General features: G+C 69.4%; 11 protein-coding genes. 1 reads left to right on the top strand and 10 read right to left on the bottom strand.

Going from position 1 to position 11,588, the window contains the following annotated elements; genetic code table 11:
• Positions 1-85: 85 nt before the first annotated feature.
• The 5 genes from lpxK to ACQY9P_RS05090 are packed head-to-tail and all read right to left on the bottom strand — an operon-like array spanning position 86 to position 5,887.
• Complete coding sequence (gene lpxK, locus ACQY9P_RS05110; protein WP_421736344.1) at positions 86-1,093, bottom strand: tetraacyldisaccharide 4'-kinase; 1,008 nt, start codon at positions 1,091-1,093, stop codon at positions 86-88.
• Positions 1,090-2,346, bottom strand: coding sequence for a 3-deoxy-D-manno-octulosonic acid transferase (locus ACQY9P_RS05105; protein ID WP_421736345.1), 1,257 nt, complete (start codon positions 2,344-2,346; stop codon positions 1,090-1,092). The genes lpxK and ACQY9P_RS05105 overlap by 4 nt, the downstream gene beginning before the upstream one ends.
• Positions 2,343-3,344: a cation diffusion facilitator family transporter gene (locus tag ACQY9P_RS05100; protein ID WP_421736346.1), complete on the bottom strand. Its 1,002-nt coding sequence runs from the start codon at positions 3,342-3,344 to the stop codon at positions 2,343-2,345. The genes ACQY9P_RS05105 and ACQY9P_RS05100 overlap by 4 nt, the downstream gene beginning before the upstream one ends.
• A 30-nt stretch (positions 3,345-3,374) precedes the next feature.
• On the bottom strand, positions 3,375-4,097 hold the full coding sequence (locus tag ACQY9P_RS05095) for a lysophospholipid acyltransferase family protein (protein ID WP_421736347.1): 723 nt from the start codon (positions 4,095-4,097) through the stop codon (positions 3,375-3,377).
• Positions 4,094-5,887: an ABC transporter ATP-binding protein gene (locus ACQY9P_RS05090; RefSeq protein WP_421736348.1), complete on the bottom strand. Its 1,794-nt coding sequence runs from the start codon at positions 5,885-5,887 to the stop codon at positions 4,094-4,096. Before ACQY9P_RS05090 ends, ACQY9P_RS05095 begins: the two co-directional genes overlap by 4 nt.
• A gap of 131 nt (positions 5,888-6,018) precedes the next feature.
• On the opposite strand from ACQY9P_RS05090, the gene ACQY9P_RS05085 reads away from it, so the two are divergent.
• Positions 6,019-6,684, top strand: coding sequence for a fused DSP-PTPase phosphatase/NAD kinase-like protein (locus ACQY9P_RS05085; RefSeq protein ID WP_421736349.1), 666 nt, complete (start codon positions 6,019-6,021; stop codon positions 6,682-6,684).
• Between the two features lie 138 nt (positions 6,685-6,822).
• Here the strand turns inward: ACQY9P_RS05085 and ACQY9P_RS05080 are convergent, their stop codons facing one another.
• From ACQY9P_RS05080 to ACQY9P_RS05060, 5 genes are all read right to left on the bottom strand, one after another.
• Positions 6,823-7,047, bottom strand: coding sequence for a DUF4170 domain-containing protein (locus ACQY9P_RS05080; protein ID WP_421736350.1), 225 nt, complete (start codon positions 7,045-7,047; stop codon positions 6,823-6,825).
• Positions 7,048-7,077: 30 nt separating this feature from the next.
• Positions 7,078-7,857 (bottom strand): 3'(2'),5'-bisphosphate nucleotidase CysQ, encoded by a 780-nt coding sequence (locus ACQY9P_RS05075; RefSeq protein ID WP_421736351.1) that lies wholly within the window; start codon positions 7,855-7,857, stop codon positions 7,078-7,080.
• Entirely contained in the window at positions 7,854-9,185 is a 1,332-nt protein-coding gene (locus ACQY9P_RS05070; protein ID WP_421736352.1) for a TldD/PmbA family protein, read from the bottom strand. Before ACQY9P_RS05070 ends, ACQY9P_RS05075 begins: the two co-directional genes overlap by 4 nt.
• 72 nt (positions 9,186-9,257) lie before the next feature.
• Positions 9,258-9,659 (bottom strand): MAPEG family protein, encoded by a 402-nt coding sequence (locus tag ACQY9P_RS05065; protein WP_421736353.1) that lies wholly within the window; start codon positions 9,657-9,659, stop codon positions 9,258-9,260.
• An 85-nt stretch (positions 9,660-9,744) separates the two neighbouring features.
• Positions 9,745-11,574, bottom strand: coding sequence for a M14 family metallopeptidase (locus tag ACQY9P_RS05060; RefSeq protein ID WP_421736354.1), 1,830 nt, complete (start codon positions 11,572-11,574; stop codon positions 9,745-9,747).
• Positions 11,575-11,588 lie beyond the last annotated feature (14 nt).

Genomic DNA, 11,588 nt, shown 5'->3' with positions numbered 1-11,588 from the left:
GAAGCCGACGGAGGGGGAAGTGCTGCTGACTCGGTGCGGTCTTCCCCCACCGGCCTCCGGCCGCCTCCCCCTTCAGGGGGAGGATTTACAGCCCCGCCTTGGCCAGCACCGCATCCAGCGCCGCCTGGTCCTCGAACCGGGCCCGCACCGGCCAGGGCGTGACCTTGGCCCGCCAGGCCGGCGACAGCCGCGCCCAGTCCTTTTCCGTCGTGACCAGCCCGGCCGCATAGACCGCCGCGCGCTGCGACAGCATGTTCAGGGTGGCCTCGTCATAGACGCCGTGATCGGGGAAGGGCGCGAAGTCGACCAGGTCGCAGCCGGCGGCGATCAGGGCGCGCTCGACCTTCCAGGGTTTGCCGACGCCCGCGAAGCCCACCTGCGGGCCTTTCGGTGGCGGGGCGGCGGGTTCCAGCCGGGCGATCAGCACCGGCTTGTCGCCGAACATCGCCAGCAGGGCCGGATCGGCCTGGGGCAGGTCGGCCGGAAGCAGAATGATCACCGCGTCGGCCCGGGCCAGGCCCGCCTTCAGCGGCTCGCGCATCGGCCCGGCCGGAAACACCTTGCCGTCGCCGAACGGCCACTCGTCATTGCGGGTCTCGCCATCGACGACGACCAGCGACAGGGCCTTGCGGACATCGGGATTCTGGTGGCCATCATCCATGACAATGGCCTGCGCCCCCGCCCTGGCCGCCGCCCGGGCTCCGGCGGCGCGATCGCGGGCCACCCACATCGGAAAGTCCTGGGCCAGCATCAGCGGCTCGTCGCCGACGTCGGCGGCTGTGTGCCGGCCGCGGTCCACCAGGGTCGGGCCTTTGTCCCGGCCGCCATGGCCCCGCGCCAAGCCATGGGCGTTGATCCCGCGCTGGCTCAGGGTCAGCAGCAGTTCGCGGACGATGGGCGTCTTGCCCGCGCCGCCGACGGTGACATTGCCCACGCAGATCACCGGCGCCCCGACTTCGCTTCCCGGCCCCTTGGCCATGCGGCGGGCGGTGGCGGCGGCCCAGATCCACGACAGCGGCGTCAGCAGGGCGCGGGTGACCGGCGCGGGCCCGCCGCGCTTCACGTACCACCAGCGGGGGGTCGACAGCTTCATGGGACCAGCTCGATGATGCGGGCCAGGCCCTGGCGGGCCTCGGCGTCGCGGGACTCGACAAAGGCCGCCGCGCGCTCGGCGCGGGCCTTGCCCGGGGCGGGATCGGCGAGCGCGGCGGCAAGGCGATGGCCCAGCACCCCGGCGTCGGCCAGGGCCAGGCCATCGACCGCCGACAACTCGGCATAGGCCGTCAGCCAGTTCTCGACATGGGGGCCCGAAACGATGGGACAGGACAGCCGGGCCGGCTCCAGCGGATTGTGGCCGCCCACGCCGGGGACCAAGCTGCCGGCCACCAGGGCCAGGTCGGCCAGCCGGAACCACAGACCCAGCTCGCCCAGCGTGTCGGCCACCAGCACCTCGGCGGTCGGGGCGGCGGGGTCGGCGCTGCGCAGGCTGGCGGTGAGGCCGCGTGTCCGGGCCATCTCGACGATGGCCGGGCCGCGCTCGGTGTGGCGCGGAACGATGACCAGTCGCGGCCTGACCGGCAGGGCGGCGAAGGCGTCCAGCACGATCTCGTCCTCGCCCGGATGGGTGCTGGCGGCCAGCAGCACGGCGCGACCGGCGAACTCGGCCGTCAGCCTGGCCAGTTCCGCCTCGTCCACCGGCAGGGGCGCCGCGCCAAACTTCAGGTCGGCCTCGCCGGCGACCGCGCCGCCCAGGCTGGCGAAGCGTTCGGCCGCTCTGGCGTCCTGGGCCAGGATCAGGTCGAAGCCCGAGAACAGCAGGTGCGCCGCGAAGGGGCGGGCCCGCCAGCCGTCAAAGCTCTTGTCCGACAGCTTGGCCGAGACCAGCGCCAAGCGCGTTCCGGCGGCCTTGGCGGCCAGCAGCAGGTTGGGCCACAGCTCGCTTTCGACGAACACCGCCAGGTCCGGCCGCCAGTGGCCGATGAAGCGCCGCGCGCCGCCGGGGGTGTCGACGGGCACATACTGGTGGATCACGCCGTCGGGCAGGCGCCTTGCCAGCAGTTCGGCCGAGGTCACGGTGCCGGAGCTCACCAGGACCGTGGCGTCCGGCCGCTCGGCCCGCAGGCGCTCGACCAGGGGCAGGATCGACAGGCTCTCGCCCACGCTGGCGCCGTGCAGCCAGACCAGCGGGCCGGCGGGGCGGGCCAGGGTCGGGCGGGCCAGACGCTCATTCAGGCGATCGGCGTCTTCCTTGCCCCGGGAGGCGCGGCGCTTCAGCAGCAGCGGCGCGACCGGCTCCAGCGCCGCCGTGGCGAGCCGGTAGAGCCAGAGCGACAGCGGCAGGCTCACACCACGTCCGCGGGGGCCAGGCGGCAGGCCTGGGCGCCGACGCCGTGCTCGATCTGCACCGTGGCGTGACCGATTTTGAACTTGCTGGCCAGCTCCGAGCAGATGTCGTGCAGGAACTGGTCGTGATCGTCGGCCGCCGGGCGCACCACGTGGGCGGTCATGGCGGTCTCGGTGGTGCTCATCGCCCAGATGTGCAGGTCATGAACCTCGGAAACGCCGGGCCGGCCGGCCAGCCAGGCGCGGACAGCGGCCGGATCGATGCCGCGCGGGGCGGCGTCCAGCGCCATGTCCAGCGAGTCGCGCAGCAGGCCCCAGGTGCCAAGCACGATGACGGCGACGATCAGCAGGCTGGTGAGGCTGTCGATCCACAGCCAGCCCGTCAGCATCATTAGCAGGGCTGCGACCACCACCCCGGCCGAGACGGCGGCGTCGGCGGCCATGTGCAGGAAGGCGCCCCGGGCGTTCAGGTCGTCCTTGGAGCCGCGCATGAACATCAGGGCGGTGGCGGTGTTGATGACGATGCCCACGGCGGCGACGATCATCACCGGACCGCTCTCCACCGGGGTCGGCGCGGCGAAGCGACGGACGGCCTCCCAGGCGATGGCGCCGGTCGCGGCCAGCAGCAACGCGGCGTTGGTCAGAGAGGCCAGGATGGTGCCTTTGCGCAGGCCATAGGTGTGACGGCCGCTGGGCGCGCGCTTGGCCAGGGTGGCCGCGCCCCAGGCCAGGACCAGGCCCAGAACGTCCGACAGATTGTGGCCGGCGTCGGCCAGCAGGGCCAGTGAATGGGTGAACAGCCCCGCCCCGGCCTCGACCACCACGAAACCGAGATTCAGCGCCGTGCCGATCGCGAAGGCGCGACCAAAGTCCTTGGGGACGTGATGATGGTGACCATGATGACCATGGCCGTGGTCATGCGCGTGATCGTGCTCATGATCATGGTCGTGATCATGATCATCATGGTGATCGTGGGCGTGTCCGGGGTGATCGTGCGGCATGGCCCTACATCCCACCATGGGCCGGTCGGATCAATGGCGGACGGGCGCGCCGTCGGCTTCTCCGACCAATTGCTCGGCCCGGCGCGAGACGGCCGACAGACGCTCGCCCCAGGTCGCGGTCAGGGCGTCCGGATCGTCGTCGCGGCCGGCGGTGACCGGGCCGTCCCAGACCATGGCGGCGCGGGCGAAGGGCAGGGGGATGATGGTGCGATCCCAGGTGTCGAGGCGGATGCAGGGCTGCATGGCCACGCCGACGAACAGCACCGGCGCGCCGCTGACCCGGGCCAGGGCCGCCGCGCCCTTCTGCATGACCTCGGCGGGACCGCGCGGACCGTCGGGGGTGATCGCCATGGCCCCGCCGTCCTTCACCCACTTGACCATGTCGCGGAAGGCCTGCTCGCCGCCCTTGTTCTTGGCGGTGTCGGTCTTCTTCAGGGACGAGCCGCGAATGGACGGCAGGCCCAGCCTGGCGATCACCTGGGCGATGAACTCGCCGTCGCGCGACTGGCTGACCAGCACCCGGATCTCCGGCTTGTCGGAGCCCTGCGGCCAGGTCGCGGGGCCCACCGGCACCCGGCTGTGCCAAAGGGCCAGGATCACGCCGCCGCCCTTGGCCAGGGCGTCAGCCTGAACCTGCTGGGCGATGTCCTGGCCTTCCCGGGTCCAGCGCAGGGTGCGGTAGGTGAAGGCGATATAGCCCGCGAACAGGCGGGTCATCAGACCCATGACGAAGGGCGTGCGCAGGCGTTTCAAGCGGTCGTCCCCTCGTGGCCGTCCAAGGGCGGATGGTCCAGGTCCTGGGCCCTGGCCAGACGGGCATACAGGCCCTTGCCGCGGATCAGGTCGGCGTGGGCGCCGGTCTCGACCACCCGCCCCTTGTCGATGACATAGATGCGGTCGGCGCCCTTCACGGTCGACAGGCGGTGGGCGATCAGGATGGTCGTGCGACCGGCCATCAGCCGCTCCAGCGCCGCCTGGACCTGGGCCTCGCTCTCGGTGTCCAGGGCGCTGGTCGCTTCGTCCAGCAACAGGATCGGGGCGTCCTTCAGGAAGGCGCGGGCGATGGCGATCCGCTGACGCTGGCCGCCCGACAGCCGCGCGCCGGCCTCGCCGACGCTGGTCTCGTAGCCGTTGGGCAGGGCGGTGATGAACTCATGCGCCGCCGCCTGCTCGGCCGCCGCCACGATCTGGGCATCGGTCGCGTCGGGACGGGCATAGGCGATGTTGGCGCGGATGGTGTCGTCGAACAGGAACGGCTCCTGCGTGACCAGGGCGATGCGATCGCGCAGCGAGGCGATGGTCACCGATCGCACGTCATGGCCGTCTATGGTCACCGCTCCGCCGGTCACGTCATAGAAGCGCGGGATCAGGTTGAGGATCGAGCTCTTGCCGCCGCCGGACGGGCCGACCAGGGCGACGGTCTCACCCTTGCGGGCGGTGATCGAGACCTCGGTCAGCGCCGGGACGTCGCCGCCGTAGGAGAAGCTGACGGTCTCCAGGGCGATCGTGCTGTCACCGGCGGGCAGCGGCCGGGCGTCGGCGGGATCGACGATGGTCGGCTCGACGTCCAGGGCCGAGAACAGCCGGCGCGCGGCGGTCAGGCCCTCACTGAATACGGTCTGCAGGTTGGCGACCTGGCGCAGCGACTGGCCTGCGGCGAGCAGCGCGGTGAGAAAGCCGAAGAACACGCCGGGGGTGATCGCGCCAGATTTGGCTCGCCAACCGGCATAGACGAAGACCAGGGCGACCAGCAGGGTGGTGATGGTCTCGGTGGCGGGCGTGGCGCGGGCCTTGGCGTCCGAGCCCTTGATCAGATGGGCCTGGCGACGCTGGATGACGGCGGCGACGCGGGCTTCCTCGTCGGCCTCGCGGTTCTCCAGCTTGACGATCTTGACCCCGTCCAGGCTCTCCATGATCGCCGTCGACAGGGCCGAGGTCTCGCCCATGGCGCCCTTGGCCGCCTTGGTCGTGCGTTTGGAAAAGCCGCGCATCACCGCGTTGACCAGGGGGGCGATGGTCAGGACGCCCAGGGCCAGCCACGGGTCGTAGGTGAACATCACATAGAGCGCCCCGACCACGGTCAGGCCCTCGCGCACATAGTTGACCACGCCGGTCGTCGCCGCTTCGCGGATCAGGCCGGCGTCATACAGCACCGAGGCCACGTAGGAGCCGGAGTGGGCGCCGCGCAGCCGCGCCAGGTCGGCGCGCATCAGCCTGCCAAACAGCTGGATCTGCACGTCGCCGACGACGCCGTTGCCGATCCGGTTGATGAAGGTCGACTGCAGCACCTGGAACAGGCCGCGACCGATGGCCAGGGCGGCGATGGTCAGCGGGATCCACACGATCGCGCCGGGTGTCTGGCGCGTGATCAGGTCGTCGATCGCCGGCTGGATCATCTTGAACAGCTTGGCGTTCAGCGCCGCCACGATCGCCGCGCTGACCAGCGAGACGGTCAGGCCCTTCCAGCGGGGCTTGAGGTAGTCGCGCCAGATCCGCGCGGCGAGGGCGCGGTTACTGGGTTGCGGCTCTGCGGCGTCGGTCATGGGCGAGGGGTCGGATTTCACAGGCGGGCTGTCAAGGACGCCGGCGCATCACTCGACCGGGAAATGACCGCGCGTTTTGCATTGCGCGGCGGACCATCCTACTTAGGCGCGGACGTTTCAGAGGATCTCCCTTGGCCGATTTCGACCTCTCCACGCCTTGGGGGCGCTTCAGGACCTATCTCCACTATCTGTGGAACGATCACGCCTATCTGCGCCTTGGCTTTTCCAACGCCCACTGGGTGAGCCCTGAACTGGTGCGCGCCAACCAGCCCTGGCCGTTCCAGCTGGCCTGGTGGAAGAAGCGCGGCATCAAGACCATCGTCAATCTGCGCGGCGGGTTCGACGGCAGCTTCTACGCCCTGGAGAAGGACGCCTGTCAGCGCCTGGGGCTGAACCTGGTCGACTTCACCATCACCTCGCGCGAGGTCCCCATCCGTGAGCGGGTGCGCGGCGCCAAGGAGCTGTTCGAGACCCTGGAATATCCGGCCCTGATCCACTGCAAGTCGGGCGCGGACCGGGCCGGCATCATGAGCGTGCTCTACGCCCACTACCGTCTGGGCCTGCCGATCCGCGAGGCGATGAAGGAGCTGTCGCCCCGCTATCTGCACATCAAGGCGGGCAATACCGGCGTGCTGGACTACGTGTTCGAGCAATATCTGGAACGCGGCGAGCCCAAGGGGCTGAGCTTCACCGACTGGGTCGAAAGCGACGACTACGACCCCGTCGCGATGAAGAAGACCTTCCGCGCGGGGATGTTGGGGAAGATGCTGACGGACAAGGTTCTGCGACGGGAATAGGGGTGGCGACTCGCCCCCTCCGCGCCTGGCGGCGCTCCTCCCCCGTAGGGGGAAGATGAGCTCATCCGCCCCCTACGGGGGCGGACGGTCGCGAAGCGACCCGGTGGGGGCGAGTGCTGACACCTGCCCCCCCGGCTATCAGGCCAAACTGGGATCCATCAGCTTGTGCGCGTGGATGATGAAGTACCGCGCATGGGCGTTGTCGACGGTCGCCTGGGCCTTGGCCTTCCAGGCCTTGTGGGCGTCCGAGTAGCTGGCATAGGCGCCGACGAACTCGACCTTGTCGAGGTCGCGGAACTCGATGTCGGAGACATCCTTCAGTTCACCGCCGATGACGAGATGGAGAAGCTGCTTATCGGGCATGATGGGGCAAGTTCCTGCGAGGAATTATCTTTATGGCAGGTCGATATGCCCGACCCGGTTAAGGATCAATGGCGCAAGCGCCGCATTGGCGCAAACTAGGCTCGGAACCAGCGGAATTGGTTGATTGTAGCTGAAACTGCGCCCCTTGTGGTCCGTCAGACAGGCGCCGGCTTCCGAACGGATCAGGTCGGCGGCGGCGACGTCCCACTCGCTCTTGGGCGACAGCGCGACGGCCGCGTCGAAGGCGCCCGCCGCCACCAGGCAGACTCGATAGGCGATGGAGTTGCGGCTTTCCACCCGCATGGCCGGCCACGGATTGGTCCAGGCCGGGTGCACGAACATCTTGGCGTCGCCCAGCATGGCGGCGTCCTCGAGGTCGTCGGTGTCGCTGGGCGAGATCGCGACGCCGTTCAGGGTGGCCCCACCGCCGAGGACGGCGGCGTAGGTCTCGTTCAGGGCCGGGGCGTGAACCACGCCGGCGATCGGCCGGCCGTTCTCGACCACGGCCACCGAAACGGCGAACCACGGCTTGTCCTTCATGAAGGCCACCGTACCGTCGATCGGATCGACCACGAACTGGCGCGTGGTGGTCAGGCGAGCCGGATCGTCGATCGTCTCTTCCGACAGCCAGCCATAGTCGGGCCGCGCGGCGCCCAGACGGTCCTTGAGCAGCGCATCGACGGCCAGATCCGCGTCGGTCACCGGCGAGCCGCCCTCCTTGGACCAGATCTTCAGGCCGCCGGCGCGGGCTTTCAGGGCCAGTTCCCCGGCCTCTCGCGCCGCGTCGAGGATCAGGTTCAGGTCGGTCATTTGCCAGCGATCGCCAGGCCGTCGACCAGGATCGAGGGGGCGTTGTTGGCTCCGCGCATCTCGAGGTCGGAACCGGGGATCAGCCGGGCGTAGATGTCGATCAGGTTGCCGGCCACGGTGATCTCGGTGACGGGGCCGGTGACCTCGCCGTTCTCGAACCACAGGCCCGAGCAGCCCACCGACCAGTCGCCGGTGTTGCCGTTCAGCGACGGGCCGAACATCGAGGTGACCAGCAGGCCGGTCTTGGCGTCCGCCATCAGGCCTTCCAGGTCGCGCGTCCCGGTGGAGAGGGTCAGGTTGCTGGTCGAGACGCCGGACGGGCCCGCCAGGCCGCGCGAGGCGTGGCCGGTGGTCTCGAGCCCCAGCTGCCTGGCGGAGCTGGTGTTGAGTAGCCAGGTGGTCAGCACGCCGTCGTCGATCAGGGCGCGGCGCACCGTGTCCACGCCCTCGTCGTCGAACGGCGAGGATCCCAGGCCGCGCACCCGGTGCGGGTCTTCGATCAGGCTGACGCCCCGGGCGAAGACCTGCTGGTTCAGCTTGTCTTTCAGGAATGAGCTGCCGCGCGCGATCGAGGGGCCCGAGATCGCGCCCAGCAGCGGGCCGATCAGCGACATGGCCAGGCGGTTCTCGAAGATCACCGGGGCAGTGGTTGAATCAATCTTGCGGGCGTTCAGGCGGGCGACAGCCTGGCGACCGGCCTCGCGGCCGATGTCGCCGGCGCCGGGCAGGTCGCCGAAGTGGCGGGCCGAGCGGCCTTCGCCGCCGCGCTCCATGCTGGCGCCCTCGCCGGCGATGGCCGAGCAGGACAGCGCGTGGCCGGTGGCCGCGTGCGCGCCGGAAAAGCCGTCGCTGGTGAACAGCCGCCACGAAGCCGAGCTCCAGCTGGCCGAGCCGCCGTCGGAATTGGTCACGCCCTCGACCGATCGCGCGCCTTCCTCGGCGAGCCTGGCGGAGGTTTCCAGCGCCTCGGCGGTGGGCTCGTAAGCGTCGATCAGGTCCAGGTCGGGGAAGGGCCCCTTGGCCAGGCGCTCGCGCGGGGCGAGGCTGGCATAGGGGTCTTCGGGCGCGAGGCGGGCCATGGCCACGGCCCGCTCGATCAGTTTGGCGCGCGCCTCGCTGGAAATGTCGGAGCCGGAGACCGTCGCGCTGCGCTGGCCCACGAAGACGCGCAGACCCAGATCACGGGCTTCCTCGCGCTCGACTTCCTCCAGCTCGCCCAGACGGACGCTGACGGAGAGGGATTGTCGTTGCGCGAAGACGGCCTCGGCCGTGTCGGCGCCGGCCCGAAGTGCGGCCGAGACCACGTCGCTTAGCAGATTATCGTCCATGGGGTCTTATGGACGACGCCGACCGGCGGGGGCAAGCGCAGCGCGTCGCCTGCGCTCCCAAGCCGCGCCGGATCAGGCGATCGCGTAGAACAGCAGGGCCACGCCGATGAAGATGTAGGCCAGCCAGGTGGCGACCATGCCGAGCGCGCGGGGGATGGACGTGCCGCCGCTGTTGGACAGGCCCACGGCGTGCGCCAGGCGACCGGCGAACAGCACGAAGCCGGCCACATGGATGGCTAGGGGCGGCGCCTCGACGATAGCCAGGACCGCGATGGCGATCAGGGCGGTGGGAATATACTCGCTGGCGTTGCCGAAGGCGCGGATGGCGCGGGCCAGTTCGGGGATGCCCTCGTCGCCCAGGGCCACCTTGTGCTTCTGGCGCAGGCGCACGACCAGCAACGAGAGGGTCAGCATCAGGAAGACGTGCAGGCCCACCCAGAGGGCGGCGGCGTGACCCGAAGTGATGGCGTCCATCGGCGAAACCTTACTCAGTTGGCCGCGCCGGGCGCGGAGGGCCGCATAGAAGCCCTCTCACGCGCCGACTGGCAAGCGATCTGCCCTAATGGGCGAGTTCGCGGGCGATCGGGTACAGCAGGTGATGGTCGTCGTAGAAGGGCGTGCGGCGATAGAACCAGGCCAGGCGCGCGTCCGGATCGGCGGCGAATTTCGGCTCGGCGGCCAGCTTGGCCTCGAACTCGGCCTTCAACGCGGGGTCGGCCGCCAGCATCTTCTCGGCCAGCGGCGCGATGGCGTAGGGCTCGATATATTCGACGCGGCTCAGCACCTCGGGGACCATCCCCCAGGCGAAGACGCTCTCGCTGGACTGCGGCTCGAGCATCAGCACGACCAGATCGCCCAGGGGCTGGTCGGTCGGGACACGCACCGAACCCTTGGGGAAGGTCCAGTCGCGGATCTGGGTGGTCACCGTATCGACGCTGATCTGCACATGGCCTTCATTGGCGCGGGGAGCGATCTTCGGATCAACCAGGCGGATCATCTCGACCTTCAGCGTCGTGTCGTCCGGCAAGGTCTCCAGCGCCACGCCATGCAGCTTCAGCCGCTCGATGATGTCGGCCCGGTAGCGGGGCACATAGTAGGCGACCGGCCGCTTCAGGCTCAGGGTGGAATGCGAACCGTAGAACGGGACCTTCCAGATCTCGGGATCGGCCTCGCCCAGCCAGCGGATCTCCTTCCGGCCCGAGGCGGGGCTGTCATAGGTCTCGTACTTGATGCCCTTGAACGCCCGGACATAGGCGGGCTTGTCGTCCGAGACGAAATTGGCCAGCACCTCGGTCGGTCGCAGCGCGCTGTCGGCGGCGATGGCGACGCGCAGGTCGCCGCCCTTTTCCGCCAGCAGCTTCATCGCCGTCTCGATGAAGACATAGGTTCCCAGAACGCGCTGGGCATGGGGTTTCAGGCTGTGGTTCTCGATCAGGATGGTGGGCACGTGGGCCGCCGCGCCCCAGCCGTTGGAGAAGCGTTCGCCCAGGCCGCCGTCCGAGAAGCCCTTCCTGGGATCATGCTCGTCGATCCCGAACACCAGCTCGCCCGGGATGTGCCCCTCGGCCTCCAGGCTCTTGTTCATGACGGGCTTGAGCACCCCGTCCAGCCATCGGGCGATGGCCGGAGACCGATTCCAGACGCCGTTCTCGCCATTGAAGCCGTAGGTGACGTCGTACTGGTAGTCCATGCCGTCGGTCACGTGGACATCGACATAGAGATCGGCGTGATACTTGGCCTGCAGGCGCTTGAGGGCCTGCATCTCCGGCTGATCCAGCTTCAGAAAGTCGCGGTTCAAGTTCTGATTGGTGGCCGTGTTGCGCCAGCCCTGGATGCGAGGGCCGCGCTGGTTGGGCCGTGAATAGGCCGACGCGCGCTCATGGCCATCGACGCTGAGAATTGGGATCAGGACCAGATTGACCTTGTCGAGCAGGCCCGCCTTGCCGTTGAAGGCGATGTCGCGCAGCAGCATCATCCCGGCGTCCTTGCCGTCGATCTCGCCGGGATGGATGCCGGCCTGGACCAGCAGCAGAGGCTTCTTTGGGTCGAGCTTGTCGCTATCCTTGCTGGCGATCACCGCATAGATCTCGCGCCCCTGCGGCGAGACGCCGAACGGCTCGATGCGGATCAGGTCGGACGCCGCGTCCAGCCGATCGAACCACGCGCGGGTGTCGACATAGTTGGGGCTGAAGTCGTGGGCGGGATCCGCCTCGAAGGCCGTCACCCACGGATCGGACGCGCTGCGGATCAACGCCTGGCTGGCGCCCTGCCACGGCGGGGCAGGGGGCAGGAAGGCCTGGTCCCAGGGGGCTTTCGCGGGTGTCGTCTGGGCCATGCTCGTGCTCGTCATCAGAACTGCGGCCAGGACCGCCAAGGTTAGGTGTCGCATTTCACGCCCCGCCA

The sequence above is a fragment of the Caulobacter sp. genome, from assembly GCF_965279145.1.
Classification (GTDB): Bacteria; Pseudomonadota; Alphaproteobacteria; order Caulobacterales; family Caulobacteraceae; genus Caulobacter.
This window is presented reverse-complemented; position numbering and strand designations above follow the sequence as displayed.